Below are 18,225 nucleotides of genomic sequence, written 5' to 3' on the forward strand. Positions count from 1 at the left end.
GGCTGGCTTCGACGGGCAGCGTCCGGAAATCGTCGAGTGCGGAGCGTAAGGCGGCATGATCCCAGTCCCACCAGGACAGCGCGATCAGCCGCTCGGCGATGTCTTCGGGAAAGCGCCGGCGGATCGGCCTGGCCGGGTTGCCGGCGACGATGGTGTAGGCCGGYACGTCCTTGGTGACGACGGCGCCGCCGGCGACGACCGCGCCCGTGCCGATCGAGCGGCCGGCCAGCACGATCGCGCCATGGCCGATCCAGACATCGTGACCTATCGTCACCGGCGTCGAGCGGCGCCAGGCGAAGAAGGGCGCATCGTCCTCGGCATCGTCGAAATAGGCGCTGGCGCGGTAGCTGAAATGCGACTGGCTCGCCCGCTGCATCGGGTGGTTGCCGGGGTTGATGCGGGTCATGGCCGCAATCGAACAGAACTTGCCGATTGTCGTGTAAATGACATTCGAGTCGTTCACGACATAGGAGTAGTCCCCCATCGTCGACTCGACGAAGGAGGTGCGCGCGCCGATTTCGGTGTAGCGCCCGAGCGTCGCCTGCCGCACATGAGCGGTCGGGTCGATCACAGGTTCAAGTCCGAGTTTCTTGCCCGTCATGTCATCATCCTCTCAAGATCTGCTGGAACCCTCTGCAGCCATGACGGCCGCAGGATCGGGAGTCCTGGTGCTGGTGGTTGGCCCGTCCGGAGCGGGCAAGGACACGTTGATGGAGGCCGCCCGTGCCGCGCTGGCAGGTGATGGCCGCTTCGCCTTCGTCCGCCGTCTGATCACCCGCCAGGCCATGGCCGGCGCGGAGGACCATGACAGCTGCAGCGAGGCTGAATTCGACGCGACGGAGGCGCGCGGCGCACTCGCGCTCAGCTGGCGCGCCCATGGCCTTTGCTACGGCATTCCGGCCGCGGCGCTGGCCGGCATCGCGAGCGGGCAGGTGGTCATCGCCAATGGCTCGCGCCGGGCCGTTCCCGCGGCCGAGCGTCTTGCCGGCCAGGTGACGGTGGTCAACATCACCGCCCCGAACGAGGTTCTTGCCAGGCGGCTGGCAGCGCGTGGACGCGAAAGCGAGGCCGATATCCGTGCCCGGCTTGCCCGTGAGGTGCCGCTGACGACCGAGCGCGCGCAACTGGTTTCGATCCAGAACGACCGGACCGTGGCCGAGGCGGCTGGCGAGTTCGTCGCCGTGTTGACCGCGCTCAGCCCGCATCGCTGATCAGGCCAGCGGGAAACTGTCGAGCAGGCGGAAGCGGCCTGCCCGCGTGTCCTGCTTGAACAGCGCGATGCGGTCGATCACGGCGGGCTTCGCCGGAACGGCCCGTGCATAGGCATCGCTGAGAGCGATCTGCACCGCAGCCCCCTGATCCATCGGCAGCGAGCCGGTCAGCGTCATGTGGAAACGGAAGGCGTCGCCGACATAGGGATAGCCATAGGCTTCGAGATAGGCGCGCTGGGCCGGGGTCAGCGGGTGCTTCAGCCGCCGCGCCATGTCGGCCTCGGCCAGCGGAGCGCGGAACGGCTCGAAGGCCTGGACGAGGGCAAAGGCGAAGTGCTGCAGCGCCGGGCTTTCGGCCGAAGGAGTCAGCGCGATGAAGGAACCGAGCGCAGTGAGACTCAGGCCGTCGAGACGGACGCTCTCGAGGCCTGCCGCATAATTATGGGCGAAGGCGCGCAACTGGCCTTCGCTGCGACCGGCAGCCAGTTCGAAGGGCGCCTTCAGCGTGGCGTGGAAACCGTAGCGGCGCGGCTCCTCAGTCAGCGTCGGCCACTGGCTGTGATCGCAGCCGGGCGGCACGAGGGCGGGGACATCCGCGCCGGTGACGGCGTCATAGCCCAGCACGGCGCTGCCGAAGCGCCAGAGGGCGCTGTCGGCGGCGGGGGCGTAATAGAGAGCGTAGCGCGGCGTGCTCAAAATGCGCGCTCGCCCTTCGACCAGACGGCGGCGATCACCGGCGTCGCACCGAGTGCCTTGAAGCGCACCAGGTCGGCGCGCAGGCCGGTCTTGAGATGGCCGCGATCCTTCAGGCCGAGGATGTCGGCGACCTTCCAGGTCACCATGCCCATGGCGTCGGGCAGCGCGATGCCATGGCTGGCGTGCAGCTTCAGCACCGCCTGCAGCAGGCTTGCCGGCACATAATCCGAGGAGAGGCCGTCGAGCAGGCCCTTCTCGGCCAGTTCGGAGACCGAGACGCCGCCGGAATGCGAGCCGCCGCGCACGACGTTCGGTGCACCGGCGATGGTGGCAAGCCCACGCTGCTTCGCGGCAGCCGCCGCCTCGATCGTGGTCGGAAATTCCGAGATCACGGCGCCCGATGCGACACCGGCCTCGACATGGTCGACCGTCGTGTCGTCATGGGTTGCAATCGGGATGCCGCGCGTCCGGAACATCTCGACCACGGCGCTCCAGTTGCTCGGTACATTGGCCGTGCCTTCGGACTGGCGGACGGCGACGTCCTCCTCGAACTCGGCCTCGGTCTTGCCGTTGCCGAGCGCATAGGTGCGCAGGTGCTGGATGTCGCGCCACTGGCGCTGGCCGGGCGTGTGGTCCATCAGCGAGACGAGCTGGACGAGATCGTCCTCGCGATAGGGCTCGATGTCGCGCATCAGGTCCGGGCTGGTCAGTTCGCAGCGCATGTGGATGCGGTGGTCGATGCGGAAGACGCCTTCGGCCTTGCCTTCGCGCAAGGCCTTCATCACGTCGGCGAAGATGTCCTTGCGGTAGTCCTTGGCCGAGAAGGGCGTGCCGGCGCAGACCGCGTCATAGACGGTGGTGACCCCGGAGGCCGCCATCTGGGCGTCATGGACCAGCGCGGCTGCAAGCCCGTTCGGCCAGAACACCTTGGGCCGGGGCATGAAGTGCTTTTCCATGTTGTCGGTATGCATCTCGACGAGGCCGGGCGCGACATAGTCGCCGCCGATGTCGATCGCGCCCGGCAATTGCGAGCGGCCCTGGTCGACAGCGGTGATCCCGGTTGCGTCGAAGGCGATCGTGCCGGTGACGACCTCGTTCTCCAGGATCAGCTTGGCATTGGTGAGAACGGTCTGCATCAGGCGGCCTTCCGGAATGCGGTGATGTCGAGATAGCGGGTGGCGACGCGCTCGCGCACCGCCTCGTCATGGAAGATCCCGACGATGGCGGACCCGTTTGCGCGCGCCTCGCCGATCAGGTCAACCACGACGTCGCGATTGGCGGCATCGAGCGAGGCGGTCGGTTCGTCGATCAGCAGGATCGGCGCCGGATCGACGAAGGAACGGGCGATGTTGACGCGCTGCTGCTCGCCGCCGGAGAAGGTGGCGGGCGCGAGGTGCCAGAGGCGTTCCGGCAGGTTCAGCCGGGCGAGAATCGCCTTGGCGCGCGCGCTGGCCTCATCAGGGGAGACGCCGCGTGCCAGCAGCGGATCGCGGACGATGTCGAGCGCCGAAACGCGCGGGATCACGCGCAGGAATTGCGAGACGAAGCCGAGCGTGCGGCGGCGGATATCGAGCACGGTACGCGGCACGGCCGCGACGATGTCGATGGCCCGGCCGGCATGGGTGATGTGGATATGGCCGGAACTCGGCCGGTAGTTGCCGTAGAGAATGCGCAGCAGGCTCGACTTGCCGGCGCCGGAGGCTCCGGCCAGGACGAGCGCCTCGCCGGCCTCGACGCTGAAATTGATATTGTCGAAGACAGGCAGCCGGACCCCGCCCTGATTGTGCAGGGTAAAGGTCTTGGCAACGTTCTCGACGTGAATCATCGTGGTCATGGTCGGGATGCCTTGCGCGGTTCCGGTGACGCGATTGTGACGCTCATACGCTCAGCACGGCCGAGGTGAGCAATTGCGTGTAGGCGTGATGGGGGTCGTCCAGGACCTGATCGGTCAGTCCCTGCTCGACGACACGGCCGTCCTTCATCACCATCAGCCGGTCGGTGAGCAGGCGCGCGACGGCAAGGTCATGCGTCACGATGATGGCGGCCAGACCGAGATCACGGACCAGCACGCGCAGCAGATCGAGCAGCCGCGCCTGCACGGAGACGTCGAGGCCGCCGGTCGGCTCGTCCATGAAGACGAGTTTCGGCTCCGAGACCAGCACGCGGGCGATCTGCAGGCGCTGCTGCATGCCACCCGAGAACTGGCGCGGACGATCGTCGATGCGGTTCTCGGCGATCTCGACACGGGTGAGCCAGTCGAGCGCGCGCTCGCGGATCTTGCCGTAATGCCGGTCGCCGCGGTCCATCAGGCGCTCTCCGACATTGCCGCCGGCCGAGACGTCCATGCGCAGGCCGTCGCGCGGGTTCTGGTGCACGATGCCCCAGGCCGTGCGCATCAGGCGGCGGCGATCCTGCTCGGCGACCGAATAGATGTCGAGCGGCTGACCGGAGCCTCGGAACAGCACTTCGCCCTCGTCCGGTGCGTCGATGCCGGCAAGGCAGCGCAGCAAGGTCGATTTACCCGAGCCGGATTCGCCTACGATGCCGAGCACCTCGCCCGGCCAGAGATCGAAGGAGACATCGGCGCAGCCGATGCGCTCGCCGTAGAAGCGGCTGACGCCGGAGACCGAGAGCAGCGGATCGGGATCGATGCCGAGATCCTGCGGGGAGACATGCTGGGTCATGACTTCGACACCTCGTCCTTGGCCTGCTTGTCGTCGACGAGATGGAGCGCCGATGCGTCGGCCAGCATCGCGCCGCGATGACCGTCGGCGCGCCGCGTCTCGCAATGGTGGCTGTCGGAGCAGACGAACATGCGGCCGCCGCGGTCGTCCGTGATGACTTCGTCGAGATAGGAATCGGTCGCGCCGCAGAGCCCGCAGGGCTCGTTCCAGCTCTGGATGCGGAAGGGATGGTCCTCGAAGTCGAGGCTGCGCACGCTGGTATAGGGCGGCACCGCATAGATGCGCTTCTCGCGGCCGGCTCCGAAGAGCTGGAGCGAGGGCGACATATGCATCTTCGGATTGTCGAATTTCGGGATCGGCGAGGGCGCCATCACATAGCGGCCATTGACGTCGACCGGATAGTCATAGGTCGTCGTCACCTCGCCGAAGCGGGCGATATTTTCGTAGAGCTTGACCTGCATCAGCCCGTATTCGGCCCAGGCGTGCATCTTCCGGGTCTCGGCCTCGCGCGGCTCGAGCTTCCGCAGGGGTTCGGGCTGCGGCACCTGGTAGACCATGATCTGCCCGGCCTTCAGCGGCGCTTCCGGGATGCGGTGGCGGGTCTGGATGATGGTGGCCCTGTCCGTCGCCTCGGTCGTGTTCGCATCGGCCGTGCGCTCGAAGAAGCGGCGGATCGAGACGGCGTTGGTGGTGTCGTCCGCGCCCTGGTCGATGACCTTCAGCACATCGTCCGGGCCAATGATCGCGGCGGTGATCTGGATGCCGCCCGTGCCCCAGCCGCGCGCCAACGGCATTTCGCGTGAGCCGAACGGCACCTGATAGCCCGGCACCGCGACCGCCTTGAGCAGGGCGCGGCGGATCATCCGCTTGGTCTGCTCGTCGAGATAGGCATAATTATAAGCCGGCTTCGTATCTTCGCCGGAGACGATCTGATGCAGGGTCATTCCGCGGCCTCCGGCAGGGTGTCTTGCGTCTCTCGGACCTGGGTCTCTTGGGTCTCGCCCGCCAGGCGCTGCTCGCGCTCGCGGCGGATGCGGCGGATCAGTTCGAGCTCACCCTGGAAGTCGACATAATGCGGCAGCTTGAGATGCTCGACGAAGCCGGCCGCCTCGACATTGTCGGAGTGGTAGAGCACGAATTCGTCCTGCTGCGCGGGATACTCCGCCGCCTCGCCGAACTCGCGTGCCTTGAGCGCACGGTCGACCAGCGACATCGACATCGCCTTGCGCTCGGCATGGCCGAAGGCGAGGCCATAGCCGCGCGTGAACTGCGGCGGGACGTCCTTGGTGCCGTTGAACTGGTTGACCATCTGGCATTCGGTCAGCGTGATCTCGCCGAGATCGACGGCGAAGCCGAGTTCCTCGGGCACGAATTCGACGCTGACCTCGCCGACCCGGACCTCGCCGACGAACGGGTGCGAATTGCCGTATCCGCGTTGCACGGAATAGCCGAGGCCGAGCATGAAACCCTCATCGCCGCGCGCCATGGCCTGGAGCCGGACATCACGGTCGGCGGGGAAGGAGACCGGCTCGCGGGTGAGGTCGAAGGGACGCGGATCGCCCTCGGGCGGCTCTTCGGCTTCCATCAGGCCTTCGGCACCGAGAATGTCGGGCACGCGCGGCATGGTGGCGTCGAGCGGGTCGGCCGCCGCCGCTGGTACTGCGACAGGCGAGGCGCCATCCATCAGCGCGAAATCGAACAGGCGGTGGGTGTAGTCATAGGTCGGGCCAAGCACCTGGCCACCCGGCAGATCCTTGTAGGTGGCGGATACGCGGCGGCGGATCGCCATCTGCGCCGTGTCGACCGGCTCCGACGAGCCGAAGCGCGGCAAGGTCGTGCGATAGGCCCGCATCAGGAAGGCGGCTTCGATCGCGTCGCCCTGCGCCTGCTTCAGCGCCAGCGCCGCGAGATCGGGATCGTAGAGCGAGCCTTCGTTCATGACGCGGGCGCAGGCGAGCCCCATCTGCTCGCGGATCTGCGCGACGGCCAATTCGGGCACGGCCTCGTTGCCGCGGCGGGCTTCCGCGATGAGATCATGTGTGGCGAGGATGGCGGTCTCGCCCCCCTTGACGGCGACATACATCAGCGGGCCTCCAGGATCTGCGTCGAGCGCGGCAGGCCGATGATCGCCTCGCCATGGCTGAGGATAAGGTCGATGCCGAGGGGGTAGCGCGCGGCATTGGCCGTGACCTCGGTCCAGAAGCCGGGGCGCAGTCCCTTCGGTGCAATCTCGCGGCTGTCAGCAATGCCCGGGCCGGCCAGCGTCACGGCGTCGCCACCTGCGAGGCTGGCGCATTGTACGATCACGCTGGCCGAGCGATCCGGAAACTGGTCGGTGCCCGGGCTGAAGGCGGACAGMGCCGGAGCGATATCGGTGCCGTTCAGCACGGCGAAGGCGGCTTCAGCCGGGCTTTCGACCAGTGTCGCGCCGCAATGGAAGCGCAGCCAGGCGCCGGCGGGGCCGGCCCGCAGATCGGCCGGCAGCCAGATCGGCGTCTCGTAATCGGCAAGGGTCAGCAGGGCGATGGCGGTTGCCGGTTCCAGTCCTGCCGGCGCAGCAAAGCCGGTTTCGACGTCCTGGACGAGACCTGGCTCCGACAAGGCGGCGAGCAGGGCGCGGAAGGCGGCCTGGGACTGGAAGACCGGGTCGGAAAAGCCGGCGCCAATGAGTGTGTCGTTCTGCATCACGCGCCCCGGACCAGAGTGAAGAAATCGACCTTGGTGGCTGCAGCCTTGCGGGAGGCGAGGATGCGCGCCGCCTGCTGGCGATCTGCGAGTTCGGCGACGCCGCTGCGGAGCGGCCCAGCCTCGCCTTCGCCCTGCAGCAGCCCGTCGATCACGGCTGCGAGCCGCGCCTTGCGGCCATCGCGACCGAGAGCGTAGGAAAAGCCGATGGTGCCGTCGCCGAGGCGCACGACGCAGCGCGTCACGGTGGCTTCGCCCAGGTTGAAGCGGCGTCCCGCGCCGCCGGCGCGGCCCTCGACCATGACGGTCCCGGTTTCGGGCGCCTTCAGCACGTCATGGTCGGGCAGGGCGCCGAGCCCGCCGGCGAGGCTCTCGATCTCGGCGCGTGAGGCTCGGGCGAGGATTGCCAGCCATTGCTGTCGTGGAGTGGTCCCGCTCATCTCAGGTCGCTCTCTGGTCAGGGCCTAATGTCTAGACTACGATAAGGTCGTCACGGGGAAAGGTCTATACATTTTGGATGAAGCTTTGATGACGGATGCCCATGCAGCCAGCCAGGCCGGCGAAGCCGCCACGGCATGGCGGCGTATCGCGGACGAGATCGAAGCGGYGATCGGGCGCGGCGAATACGAGACGGGCGCGACGCTGCCCTCTTCGCTCGCGCTGGCCGAGCGCTATGGCGTGCACCGGCATACGGTTCGCCAGGCCTTTCGGCATCTCGCCGATCGTGGGCTGGTCAGCGTCTCTCGCGGCCGCGGGACGCAGGTCACGGCGCCGCGCTTCCCCTATCGCATCGGCCGGCGCGTCAGCATGCGGACCAATTTTGGTGCGGCCGGCATCACCGTGGCAGGCTCGATCCTGGGCGCCGAGATCGTCAAGGGCGAGGCGGAGGCCTGCGCGGCGCTGCGATTGGAGGACGGGGCGCCGCTCTGGCGGATCGAGACGCTGAGCCTTGCCGGTGGCGTGCCGGTGAGCACCGGCGTGCATCTCCTTTCGGCCGAGCGCTTCCCGGATTTCGACAAGATGCTGAGCCGGGCCGGCTCGTCGATCTCGGCAGCCTTCGCCGCCTGCGGCATCCCGGATTATGTGCGACTCTCGACACGGCTTTCGGCGCGGCTCGCCAGCGAGCGCGAGGCGTTGCTGCTCAGGATCGAGCCCGGCGCCGCGGTCATGCTCTCCGCGGCTGTCGACGCGCTGCCTGACCTGACCCCGATCCATCTGGTCGACGGCATCTTTGCCGGCGAGCGGATGGAAATGGTGGTCGAGCCGTTCACGGAGTGAGGGCAGCCGCTCGTGCTCCCGGCGAGGTGCGAATGGTCGGGGCAGGCCCGGGCCATATGACGAGCCAGTCCGTCAGATGGCCCTTTTGCCGATGATAGCGAAGCGCAGCTTGCTGGACAGGAAGTCGATCGCGGTCACGGCGGCAAGCACGAGCAGGATCAGGAACGAGACCTGTTGCCATTCCAGGGTGCGGATGGTCTCGGCGAGATAGAGGCCGATGCCGCCGGCGCCGACAATGCCGATGATGGTCGAGGAGCGGGTGTTCGACTCGATATAGTAGAGCACCTGGCTGGCGATGACCGGCAACACCTGCGGGATCAGGCCGAAGCGGATCTCGTGGAGCTTGCCGCCGCCGGAGGAGGTCACGCCCTCGACGGGCTTGCGGTCGGCGGATTCGATCGCTTCCGAATAGAGCTTGCCGAAGGCGCCGAGATCGCTGGTCATGATTGCGAGCATGCCGGCGAAGGGGCCGAGGCCTACGACATTGACCCAGATCAGGGCCCAGATCAGGGCATCGACGCCGCGCACGGTGTCGAGCGAGCGGCGCGCCAGGAAATGGATGACGCGGTTGGCGACGACGTTCTTGGCTGCGAGGAAGCCGAGCGGGAAGGCGAGGATCGCGGCGAGGATGGTGCCGAGAAAGGCGATGGCGATGGTCTCGAACAGCGCTTTCACGAAGATCACGGCGCGGGCCGCAGAGCCGGGATCCGGCGGCAGCATCAGCACGACGAATGTGCCGAGATTGCCGATGCCGGTGATGATCTTCCAGAACGAGACTTCCAGTGTGGTCAGGCCATAGAGGAAGAGGCCGAGCAGGGCGGCAACGACCGCGATGGTGGTCAGGCGTGTCTTCAGCGAGCCGTCGATGGCGCCTTGATGGCGACGGACGAGATCGGCGCGCTCGGTGGCGTTGAGGGCGAGGCTCATGAGCGGTGCTCCAGGCTGAGCAGGGCGTGGCGCAGACGCTCGGTGCCGTAGTCGATCAGCATGACGGTGACGATGATCAGCAGCAGGATGGCGCTGACATCGGTGAAGTAGAATTTGCGGATGGCCTCGATCAGATCCTGGCCAATGCCACCGGCCCCGACGAAGCCCATGATCGAGGCGCCGCGGACATTGATCTCGAAACGCAGCAGCGCGTAGCTGGCGAAATTGGAGAGCACCTGCGGGACGACGGCGAAGCGGATCGTCTGCCACCAGCCCGCGCCCGTCGCGGTGAGGCCGTCGACCGGCTTCATGTCGATGTTCTCGACCACCTCGGAGAAGAGCTTGCCCATTGCGCCCATGGTGTGGATCGCGATGGCGAGCACGCCCGGCAGCGGGCCGAGGCCGAAGGCGATGACGAAGATCAGCGCGAAGACGATCTCCGGCACGGTGCGGCAGAATTCGAGGAATCGGCGGGTGGCCCAGCGCAGCCAGCCGGCACGGCCGAGATTGGCGGCGGCGGAAAAGCAGAGCAGGAAGCCGCCGACGGCGCCCAGCACGGTGCCGACATAGGCAATCAACAGGGTTTGCCAGAGCAGTTTCAGCCAGCCGTTCAGGCCCCAGTACCATTCCTTGAGATCGGCACCGAGCGTGGCGAGGTGCAGGGTMGGCAGGGTCTCGAGGATGTATTTCGGGAAACGCCAGGCGTTTGCGGCGAATTTCGCGAGATCGACCTCCGAGCCGATCGCGGAGAGGGTGACGCAGGCGATGAAGATGGCGGCGCCGAGCAGGGCCTGGCGGCGCTTTGCGCCCATCTCGCGCCGATAGAGATCGGCATGGCCGCGAATGGTGGGGTCGTTGCGATCGATCGTCAGGGTCATGTTGGTTCCGTCGCGGGGTTCGCCAGTCGCGGCGGGACGCCACTCCGTCATGGCCGGGATAAACCTGGCCATGACGGTCGGCGGGTAAGCGCTTACGAAGACTTCTTCTTGCGGAGCGCGTCGACGAACTTGTTCAGTTCGATGATCGGGTCGTAGGCCTTGTTGTCGACCGCGACGAGCGGGCCCTGCTTGCCTTCATAGATCTTGTCGAAGGCGACCTTGTCCTTGGTGGCGAGGTTGAGGACGGCGTCGCGGATCGAGGCCTTGAGCGGCTCCGGCAGGTCGGAAAGATAGGCCATCGGCGAGTTCACGATCTGCTCGGACTTGTAGATGATCCGGAAATCGTCGGCCTTGACCATGTTCTTGCGGGCCATGCGCTGCAGGTTGGATTCCTGCTCGTCGTTCCACCAGTTGGCGGCGATGTCGACGGTGCCCTGGCCGAGCGCGATGACCGCGTTCTCGTGGCTGCCGGTATAGACGACCTTGCCGAAGAAGGTCTCGGGCTCGATCTTCATGCCGTCGAGCACGAAGCGCGGCACATTGTTGCCAGAGGTGGAATTGGGATCGACGAGGCCGAGATTCTTGCCCTTCAGGTCCTCGACCTTCTGATAGGGCGAGTCCTTCTTCACGTAGAAGACGGAGTGGTAGCCCTTGGTGCCGTCGAGATTGGTCTCGATCGCGAAGGCATCGACCTTGGCGCCGGTCATGCGGGCGCGGGCGAAGGAGGCGGGGCCGTACATGCCGATATGGATGTTGCCGGCGCGCTGGCCTTCGATGATCGCGGCATAGTCGTTGGCGATGCGCAGCGTCACCTTGGTGCCGAGTTCCTTCGCGAGGTAGTTGACGAAGGGGGTGTAGCGCTCGACGACGCCAGACGCGTTCTCGGACGGGATGATGGCGAAGATCAGCTCCGGATACTTGGCTTTCCAGTCCTGCGCGAAGGCGGGAGCGGCGAGCGTCGCGGCCAGGCCGGCGGCGGCGAGCGTGAGGGTATGACGACGGGTCAGCATGGTTTGCTCCTGTTGAAGGCTGTTGGCGGTCTTTTCAGGTGTGAGCGGTCCTGGCCGGGCTTGAACTCGGCTCAGGCCGCGGTCTGCTTGGCGCGCTTGGCTTCGGCGATGGCGATGGCATCGAGCGCGTCGAGCGCCTCGGCGCCGGCATCCTTGGCCTCGATGCCGTAAAGTTCGGCCGCGATCTCGCGGGTCAGCGCCTGCGGCACGTCGTCGAACACGACCTTGCCTGCGGCCATGCCGATCAGTCGGTCGCAATATTTCGCCGCGATATCGAGATCATGCAGATTGCAGATCACGGTGATGCCGTCCTCGCGATTAATGCGGAAGAGCGCATCCATCACGACCTGGGTGTTGCGCGGATCGAGCGAAGCGATCGGCTCGTCGGCGAGAATGACCTTCGGCTCCTGGACCAGGGCGCGGGCGATCGCGACGCGCTGCTGCTGGCCGCCCGAGAGGGTCTCGGCGCGCTGGGCCAGAAGATGGCCCATGTCGAGACGCTCGAGTGCGGCGATGGCGCGGATCTTGTCGTCCGGCGAGAAGCTCTTCACCAGCGTCAGGAAGGCCGAGCGGTGATTGAGCCGGCCAAGCAGGACATTGGTCAGCACGTCGAGGCGGCCGACGAGATTGAACTGCTGGAAGATCATCGCGGTGTCGCGACGCCAGGCGCGCAGTTCGGGGCCCTTCAATGCGGTGACATCGCGCTCGTCGCTGATCAGGCGGCCGGAACTCGGCTCCGCCAAGCGGTTGATCATGCGCAGCAGGGTCGACTTGCCGGCGCCGGAGCGGCCGATGACGCCGACCATTTCGCCCTTCGGGATCGACAGCGAGACATTGTCCACGGCGGCTTTGCCGCTGAAGCGCTTGGTCAGGCCTTCGATACGCAGCATGAACGGTCTTCCCATCGAGGAGCGAGCATGRCGACATCCGGACATGGGCGAGGCGCAGTCCGGAGCTCATGCTCTCTTGCAGTGCGCAAACCGGTATCGGCGACAGATGACAGGGCCGTGACAGCAGGATCGGGGGCTATGGGGCGGGGCGTCACGGAGGCTGTTGACTCGTCTGAGGCGGCGGAGTCATAAAGAACAAAATAGGAACATTTGGAGTGCCAAGACGTGAGCGATCATGCCGTCGCCGCGCTGCGGCGAAGCATTGCCGGTTTGGAAAGCGTCTCCGTCTCGCTGGGCGGGGAGGCGAGCTTCAGCCTTGGCCACGCGGCGGCCGATGCGGCGCTGGGGCCGCTGCGCCGCCATGCCCTGCACGAGATCGTGGCTGCGGCGCATCAGGCTCCGGCGGCGACGGGCTTCGTCGCCGGGCTGATCGCGCGGCTGGAGCGGCGGCCGGTCGTCTGGCTGCGGCAGGATTCCGCCGGCGCGGAAGGGGGCGAACTCTATGCGCCGGGGCTTGCAGCGTTCGGGCTCGATCCCGACCGGGTGCTTGCGGTGCGGGGGCGCGATCCGCTTGCCGTGCTGAAGGCGGCGGGCGACGCCTTTCCGCGCGGCAATGACCCGCGCTCGGGTATCGGCGCGGTGGTGATCGAGCTCGAAGGTGCGCCGGCCTGCCTCGATCTCACGGCCAGCCGGCGTCTCGTCCTGGCGGCGCGGGATGCCGGCGCGACGGCTTTTCTCCTGCGGCTGGGAAGCAGTCCTGCTCCAAGCGCGGCGACGATCCGCTGGTCGGTTTCGGCGGCGCCTTCGGAGGGGCGGATGAGAGCGCATGGGCCGGGCCGGCCGAGTTTTGCGGTCACGGTGCTGCGCAACCGGCATGGGGCGACAGGGCAGTGGGTGATGGAGTGGGACAGTCATGCGTATAGCTTCCGCGAGCCGCTTCCTGTCGCTCTGGTTCCCGCGCCTGCCCATCGACCGGATCAGACGCAGCCAGGGCGCATCCGTTCGGGCAATATCGCAGAGGCCTGGCCCGCAGCCCGGCGGGCCAGCGGATGATCCTGGTCCTCTTGTTGTGGTGGGCAAGGCGAAGGGCGCCTTCCGGCTGACGAGCCTCGATGTCGAAGCCGAACGTCTCGGCCTTCATGCGACCATGGCGCTGGCCGATGCGCGGGCGATGATCCCGCGGCTGGTCGTGGTCGAGGAGGACAGGGCGGCCGATGCGGCCCTGCTCTACGCCGTTGCCGACTGGTGCGACCGCTATACACCGCTGGTCGCGCTCGATGGCGAGGATGGATTGCTGCTCGATATCTCGGGCTGCACCCATCTCTTTGGCGGCGAGGCCGCGCTTGGCCGCGACTGCCTGCTTCGGCTGAAACGACAGGGCTTTACGCTGCGCGCCGCCATTGCCGGGACGGCGCGCGCCGCCTGGGGTGTCGCGCGCTATGGGCGCGGCGGCATCGTGCCGCCGGACGGGGAGAGCGAGGCCCTGTGGCCCTTGCCGACCGCGGCGCTTGGACTGGAGGCGGCACGGCAGCACGGGCTCGCGCGCATGGGCCTCACCCATATCGCCGATCTGGAGACGCGGCCGCGCGCGCCGCTGGCCGCCCGTTTCGGCCGCGACCTGCTCGACAGGCTCGACCAGGCGCTTGGCCGCCTGCCGCAGGCGCTGTCCCCGCGACGACCGCTGCCGGACTGTATGGCGGAGCGGCGTTTTGCCGAGCCGCTGGCGCATGAGGCCGGTATCCGGGCCGCCCTGGCCGGCCTGGAGGAAAGTCTCGCCGGCATGCTGGAAGCGCGGGGCGAAGGCGCAAGACTGTTCGAGGCGAGCTTTTTCCGCAGTGACGGGGCCGTGCGCCGTCTCGGCATCGAGACCGGGATGCCGTTGCGCGATCCGGCTGCGCTCGACCGGCTCTTCGCCCTGAAGCTGGATGCCTTGGCGGACCCGCTCGATCCCGGCTTCGGCTTCGACCTGATCCGGCTCTCGGCCGGTGCGACCGAGCCTTTCGCCGTCGATCAGGGAACGCTCGCCGCCGGGGGGAAGGAGGAGCCCGACGAAGCCGCCGCCGAGCGGGCATTGACGGAGGTCGCCGATGCGATCGCGGCCCGGATCGGCCCGGATCGCGTGCGGCGTTTCCTGGCGCAGGACAGCCATGATCCCGAGCGTGCGGCGCTGGCGGTGCCCGCCCTGCGGCATGGCGAGCTTGTACGGCTCGGCCTTTCCCCAGACTGGCCGGCACCGAGCGCTGCCCCGGAACGGCCCCTGCGGCTGCTGTCGCGGCCTGAGCCGATCGAGGTCCTGGCCGAAATTCCGGACGGACCGCCGACGCGTTTCCGCTGGCGGCGCGTGCTGCATGAGGTCGCCAAGGCGGAGGGGCCGGAGCGGATCGCCGCCGAATGGTGGGCGACGACGGGCAGGATCGCGCCGACCCGCGACTATTTTCGCGTCGAAGAGCCGGGCGGGAGGCGCTTCTGGCTTTATCGCGACGGACTCTATGGCCGCGAGGCCGCGCATCCACCCTGGTTCATGCACGGGCTTTTCGCGTGAGCGGGCTCAATGACAATCGCCTGGTCGAGGCTGCCCCGGGAGGACCAGCCGCGCGCTATGCCGAACTCGCGGTTACCTCCAACTTCTCCTTCCTGCGCGGAGCCTCGAGTCCGGAGGAACTGGTTGGCCGGGCGGCCGAACTCGACCTTGCCGGAATCGGGCTCGCCGACCGCAATTCTCTGGCCGGCGTGGTGCGGGCCCATGCGGCGATGCGCGAGGGGGGTATCGCCACAACGAAGCTGACATTCGCGGTCGGGGTCCGCCTCGTCCTGTCCGATGGCACGCCCGACCTGCTCGCCTATCCCCAGGATCGCGACGCCTATGGCAGGCTCTGCCGCCTGCTGACCCACGGCAAGATGAAGGTCGAGAAGAAGGGCGAATGCATCCTCACGCTCTCCGACCTGCGCGAATTCGCGGAAGGCATGCTGCTGATCCTGATGCCGGACCGGCGGCCGGACAGCGAGATCGCGGCGGCACTCGCGAGCGTTTTCGAATTTGCGCGCGGTCGACTCTGGCTGGGTATCGACATGCCGCATCGCGGCGACGACCGGCGCCGCGCCGATGCATTGGTGCAGCTCGCGACCAGGGCGGGCGTGCCCTGCCTTGCCGTCAACGACGTGCTCTATCATGCGCCCGAGCGGCGGCCCTTGCAGGATGTCGTCAGCTGCATCCGCGAGCATGTCCCGATCGAGCGAGCCGGGCGCATGCTGGAGGCCCATGCCGAGCGCCATCTCAAATCGCCGCGCGAGATGGCCCACCTGTTCCGGCACGCGCCGGAGATGGTGGCGGAGACGGTGCGCTTCCTCGAACGCTGCCGGTTCTCGCTCGACCAGTTGCAATATGAGTATCCGGACGAGCCGGTGCCGCCGGGCAGCACCCCGCAGGAACATCTGGAGCATCTCGCCTGGGAAGGAGCGAACAGGCGYTATCCCGAGGGCATCCCGAGCAAGGTACGCGACCTGCTGCACAAGGAATTCGCACTGATCGCGAAGCTCGATTACGCGCGCTACTTCCTGACGGTCCACGACATCGTGCGCTTCGCCCGTGCACAGGAGCCGCCGATCCTGTGCCAAGGCCGGGGCTCGGCGGCGAATTCGGCGGTCTGCTACTGCCTCTGGGTCACCGCGGTCGACCCGATGGAGGGCAATTCGCTCCTGGCCCGCTTTCTCTCCGAACAGCGCAAGGAGCCGCCCGATATCGATGTCGACTTCGAGCATGAGCGGCGCGAGGAGGTGATGCAGTATATCTATGAGCGCTATGGCCGGCTGCGCGCCGGCATCTGCGCGACGGTGATCTGCTATCGGCCGCGTAGCGCCATTCGCGAGGTCGGCAAGGTGCTCGGCCTGAGCGAGGATGTCACGGCCGCGCTCGCCAACACGGTCTGGGGCAGCTGGGGCGACGGCCTGCCGGAAAACCATGTCCGGCAGGCGGGGCTCGACCCCGCCAATCAGATGATCGCGCGCGCGGCCGCGCTGGCGACCGAGTTGATCGGCTTTCCCCGCCATCTCTCGCAGCATGTCGGCGGCTTCGTGCTGACGCGCGGGCGGCTCGACGAATGCGTGCCGATCGGCTGGGGCGGCATGAAGGACCGCAGCTTCATCGAGTGGGACAAGGACGATATCGACGCGCTCCGGATGATGAAGGTCGATGTGCTCGCGCTCGGCATGCTGACCTGCATCCGCAAGGCGCTCGACCTGATCGCCCTGCACGGGGGAGAACGCCGGGAGCTGGCGACGATCCCATCCAAAGATGGCGAGGTCTACGACATGCTCTGCCGGGCCGATGCGATCGGCGTCTTCCAGGTCGAGAGCCGGGCGCAGATGAACATGCTGCCGCGGCTGAGGCCGAAGGAATTCTACGATCTCGTCATCGAGGTCGCGATCGTCCGGCCGGGCCCGATCCAGGGCAATATGGTCCACCCCTATCTGCGGCGACGGAACGGAGCCGAGGAGGTGCATTACCCTTCGCCTGCGCCGGAACATGGGTTTCCCGACGAGCTGGAGTTGGTTCTGAAAAAGACGCTCGGCGTGCCGCTGTTCCAGGAGCAGGCGATGCGCATCGCCATCGAGGCGGCGAAGTTCAGCGAGGATGAGGCCAATGGTTTGCGGCGTGCCATGGCGACCTTCCGCCATGTCGGCACGATCCAGAATTTCGAGACGATGATGGTCGAGCGCATGGTCGCGCGCGGCTATGACCGCGCCTTCGCGTCCGCTTGTTTCAACCAGATCAAGGGCTTTGGCGAATATGGCTTTCCGGAGAGCCACGCGGCCTCCTTCGCCCTGCTGGTCTACGCTTCGGCCTGGCTCAAGTGTCATCATGCCGCTGCCTTCACCGCGGCGCTTCTGAACTCGCAGCCCATGGGTTTCTATGCTCCGGCGCAGATCATCCGCGCTGCGCAGGACAACAAGGTCGAGATCCGGCCAGCCGACATCAATCTGAGCGATCATGACAACACGCTGGAGCGCCGCGAGGACGGCGCCCTCGCGATGCGGCTCGGCTTGCGCCAGATCGACGGGATCTCGAAGGCTTTTGGCGAGGCGCTCGTGACGGCGCGCGGGCAGGGTTATGACAGCGTCGAGGCCTTGGCGCGGCGCGCGAGGTTGCCCACGCGTGCCCTCGTCGCGCTGGCCGATGCCGATGCTTTCGGCTCACTCGGGCTCAGCCGGCGCGAGGCGCTCTGGGAGGTGCGAAGGCTCCCGGATGACAGGCCGCTGCCGCTTTTTGCGGCGAGCGAGAGCGCCGAACTCGCCCAGGAGCCCGAGACCCTGCTGCCGCGCATGCGGGACTCCGAACAGGTCATCGCGGATTACCAGCATCTTCGCCTGTCGCTGAAGGGGCATCCGATGCAGTTCCTGCGCCCGCTTTTCGCACGTGAGCGGGCCCTGAGCTGCGATCAGGTCCTGACAGCATCCGACGGCACGCGCTGCCGGCTGGCGGGCATCATCACGGTGCGCCAGCGGCCGGGCAGCGCCAAGGGTGTGATGTTCATGACGCTGGAGGACGAGACCGGCATCGCCAATGCGGTGCTCTGGCCAAAGACCTTCGAGCGTTATCGCCGGCAGGCGATGGGCGCGCGGCTCGTCCTGCTCGCCGGCCGGCTGCAACGCAGTCCGGAAGGCATCGTCCATCTCGTGGTCGACAGGATCGAGGATCGCTCGGAGGAACTGGCGCGGCTCGCCGACGGGCTGCTGCACCGCACCCTGGCGCGGGCCGACGAGGTGCAGCACCCGCAATCCGACAGCCGCCTGCCGCCGCGCCAACATACGCACCCGCGCAATGTCRGGGTGCTGCCGCGCTCTCGCGACTTCCACTAAAGGCTTAATTCGGCCACAGGCCCCCGAAATCTGCCGCCAGCAGCCCGTTCCGGACTTGTTTCGTGTCTTGGTTCCGGTCTTGCATGCGAAAAAGCCGGTTGGTTCATTAA

18 protein-coding genes are annotated in these 18,225 nt (G+C 67.2%); 5 read left to right on the top strand and 13 right to left on the bottom strand.

The features are described from left to right. Positions 1 to 601, bottom strand: a 601-nt coding sequence (locus AC1DRP_RS02270; RefSeq protein WP_476767693.1) for an LbetaH domain-containing protein, incomplete at its 3' end; no start/stop codon positions are given. A 40-nt stretch (positions 602 to 641) separates the two neighbouring features. On the opposite strand from AC1DRP_RS02270, the gene phnN reads away from it, so the two are divergent. Continuing rightward, positions 642 to 1,211, top strand: a complete 570-nt coding sequence (phnN, locus tag AC1DRP_RS02275; protein WP_441487986.1) for a phosphonate metabolism protein/1,5-bisphosphokinase (PRPP-forming) PhnN — start codon at positions 642 to 644, stop codon at positions 1,209 to 1,211. On the opposite strand, the gene AC1DRP_RS02280 is transcribed toward phnN, so the two are convergent. Genes AC1DRP_RS02280 through phnG form a run of 8 tightly spaced genes read right to left on the bottom strand, consistent with a single transcriptional unit; the run spans position 1,212 to position 7,716 of the window. Then, positions 1,212 to 1,907, bottom strand: a complete 696-nt coding sequence (locus AC1DRP_RS02280) for a DUF1045 domain-containing protein (RefSeq protein WP_476767694.1) — start codon at positions 1,905 to 1,907, stop codon at positions 1,212 to 1,214. Further along, complete coding sequence (locus AC1DRP_RS02285) at positions 1,904 to 3,043, bottom strand: alpha-D-ribose 1-methylphosphonate 5-triphosphate diphosphatase (protein ID WP_476767695.1); 1,140 nt, start codon at positions 3,041 to 3,043, stop codon at positions 1,904 to 1,906. Before AC1DRP_RS02285 ends, AC1DRP_RS02280 begins: the two co-directional genes overlap by 4 nt. After that, a complete protein-coding gene (gene phnL, locus AC1DRP_RS02290) occupies positions 3,043 to 3,741 on the bottom strand; it encodes a phosphonate C-P lyase system protein PhnL (protein WP_476767696.1) in 699 nt (232 codons plus the stop codon). The genes AC1DRP_RS02285 and phnL overlap by 1 nt, the downstream gene beginning before the upstream one ends. A 43-nt stretch (positions 3,742 to 3,784) precedes the next feature. Next, on the bottom strand, positions 3,785 to 4,558 hold the full coding sequence (gene phnK, locus AC1DRP_RS02295; RefSeq protein ID WP_201788699.1) for a phosphonate C-P lyase system protein PhnK: 774 nt from the start codon (positions 4,556 to 4,558) through the stop codon (positions 3,785 to 3,787). A gap of 29 nt (positions 4,559 to 4,587) precedes the next feature. Next, entirely contained in the window at positions 4,588 to 5,535 is a 948-nt protein-coding gene (locus tag AC1DRP_RS02300) for an alpha-D-ribose 1-methylphosphonate 5-phosphate C-P-lyase PhnJ (protein WP_476767697.1), read from the bottom strand. Further along, positions 5,532 to 6,674 (bottom strand): carbon-phosphorus lyase complex subunit, encoded by a 1,143-nt coding sequence (locus tag AC1DRP_RS02305; protein ID WP_476767698.1) that lies wholly within the window; start codon positions 6,672 to 6,674, stop codon positions 5,532 to 5,534. The genes AC1DRP_RS02300 and AC1DRP_RS02305 overlap by 4 nt, the downstream gene beginning before the upstream one ends. Further along, on the bottom strand, positions 6,674 to 7,276 hold the full coding sequence (phnH, locus tag AC1DRP_RS02310; RefSeq protein ID WP_476767699.1) for a phosphonate C-P lyase system protein PhnH: 603 nt from the start codon (positions 7,274 to 7,276) through the stop codon (positions 6,674 to 6,676). Before phnH ends, AC1DRP_RS02305 begins: the two co-directional genes overlap by 1 nt. Next, positions 7,276 to 7,716: a phosphonate C-P lyase system protein PhnG gene (gene phnG, locus AC1DRP_RS02315; protein ID WP_476767700.1), complete on the bottom strand. Its 441-nt coding sequence runs from the start codon at positions 7,714 to 7,716 to the stop codon at positions 7,276 to 7,278. The genes phnH and phnG overlap by 1 nt, the downstream gene beginning before the upstream one ends. An 88-nt stretch (positions 7,717 to 7,804) precedes the next feature. Here phnG and phnF point away from each other — a divergent pair, with 88 nt between their 5' ends. Further along, the gene (phnF, locus tag AC1DRP_RS02320; RefSeq protein ID WP_476767701.1) at positions 7,805 to 8,554 is read left to right on the top strand and encodes a phosphonate metabolism transcriptional regulator PhnF; all 750 of its coding nucleotides are present in this window, start codon (positions 7,805 to 7,807) and stop codon (positions 8,552 to 8,554) included. A 72-nt stretch (positions 8,555 to 8,626) separates the two neighbouring features. Here the strand turns inward: phnF and phnE (AC1DRP_RS02325) are convergent, their stop codons facing one another. The 4 genes from phnE (AC1DRP_RS02325) to phnC all read right to left on the bottom strand — a co-directional run bounded on the left by phnE (AC1DRP_RS02325) (position 8,627) and on the right by phnC (position 12,259). Beyond that, on the bottom strand, positions 8,627 to 9,481 hold the full coding sequence (gene phnE, locus AC1DRP_RS02325; RefSeq protein ID WP_441504401.1) for a phosphonate ABC transporter, permease protein PhnE: 855 nt from the start codon (positions 9,479 to 9,481) through the stop codon (positions 8,627 to 8,629). Then, complete coding sequence (phnE, locus tag AC1DRP_RS02330; protein WP_476767702.1) at positions 9,478 to 10,359, bottom strand: phosphonate ABC transporter, permease protein PhnE; 882 nt, start codon at positions 10,357 to 10,359, stop codon at positions 9,478 to 9,480. Before phnE (AC1DRP_RS02330) ends, phnE (AC1DRP_RS02325) begins: the two co-directional genes overlap by 4 nt. A 92-nt stretch (positions 10,360 to 10,451) precedes the next feature. After that, the gene (gene phnD, locus AC1DRP_RS02335; protein ID WP_441487997.1) at positions 10,452 to 11,369 is read right to left on the bottom strand and encodes a phosphonate ABC transporter substrate-binding protein; all 918 of its coding nucleotides are present in this window, start codon (positions 11,367 to 11,369) and stop codon (positions 10,452 to 10,454) included. A gap of 71 nt (positions 11,370 to 11,440) precedes the next feature. Continuing rightward, positions 11,441 to 12,259: a phosphonate ABC transporter ATP-binding protein gene (gene phnC / locus AC1DRP_RS02340; protein WP_476767703.1), complete on the bottom strand. Its 819-nt coding sequence runs from the start codon at positions 12,257 to 12,259 to the stop codon at positions 11,441 to 11,443. 225 nt (positions 12,260 to 12,484) lie between these two features. On the opposite strand from phnC, the gene AC1DRP_RS02345 reads away from it, so the two are divergent. Genes AC1DRP_RS02345 through AC1DRP_RS02355 form a run of 3 tightly spaced genes read left to right on the top strand, consistent with a single transcriptional unit; the run spans position 12,485 to position 18,115 of the window. Beyond that, the gene (locus AC1DRP_RS02345) at positions 12,485 to 13,312 is read left to right on the top strand and encodes an ImuA family protein (protein ID WP_441504403.1); all 828 of its coding nucleotides are present in this window, start codon (positions 12,485 to 12,487) and stop codon (positions 13,310 to 13,312) included. A 19-nt stretch (positions 13,313 to 13,331) separates the two neighbouring features. Continuing rightward, positions 13,332 to 14,801 carry a Y-family DNA polymerase gene (locus AC1DRP_RS02350; protein ID WP_476767704.1) on the top strand — a complete coding sequence of 490 codons (1,470 nt, stop codon included), beginning with the start codon at positions 13,332 to 13,334 and terminating at the stop codon, positions 14,799 to 14,801. Beyond that, complete coding sequence (locus AC1DRP_RS02355) at positions 14,798 to 18,115, top strand: error-prone DNA polymerase (protein WP_476767705.1); 3,318 nt, start codon at positions 14,798 to 14,800, stop codon at positions 18,113 to 18,115. The genes AC1DRP_RS02350 and AC1DRP_RS02355 overlap by 4 nt, the downstream gene beginning before the upstream one ends. Positions 18,116 to 18,225 lie beyond the last annotated feature (110 nt).

This window comes from Allobosea sp. 01N443 (assembly GCF_056399325.1).

Excerpts from the sequence above, each read along its gene's own strand:
- phnN (WP_441487986.1), top strand. The coding sequence starts at position 642 with ATGACGGCCGCAGGATCGGGAGTCCTGGTGCTGGTGGTTGGCCCGTCC.
- AC1DRP_RS02285 (WP_476767695.1), bottom strand. The coding sequence starts at position 3,043 with ATGCAGACCGTTCTCACCAATGCCAAGCTGATCCTGGAGAACGAGGTC.
- phnL (WP_476767696.1), bottom strand. The coding sequence starts at position 3,741 with ATGACCACGATGATTCACGTCGAGAACGTTGCCAAGACCTTTACCCTG.
- AC1DRP_RS02300 (WP_476767697.1), bottom strand. The coding sequence starts at position 5,535 with ATGACCCTGCATCAGATCGTCTCCGGCGAAGATACGAAGCCGGCTTAT.
- AC1DRP_RS02305 (WP_476767698.1), bottom strand. The coding sequence starts at position 6,674 with ATGTATGTCGCCGTCAAGGGGGGCGAGACCGCCATCCTCGCCACACAT.
- phnG (WP_476767700.1), bottom strand. The coding sequence starts at position 7,716 with ATGAGCGGGACCACTCCACGACAGCAATGGCTGGCAATCCTCGCCCGA.
- phnE (WP_441504401.1), bottom strand. The coding sequence starts at position 9,481 with ATGAGCCTCGCCCTCAACGCCACCGAGCGCGCCGATCTCGTCCGTCGC.
- phnD (WP_441487997.1), bottom strand. The coding sequence starts at position 11,369 with ATGCTGACCCGTCGTCATACCCTCACGCTCGCCGCCGCCGGCCTGGCC.
- phnC (WP_476767703.1), bottom strand. The coding sequence starts at position 12,259 with ATGCTGCGTATCGAAGGCCTGACCAAGCGCTTCAGCGGCAAAGCCGCC.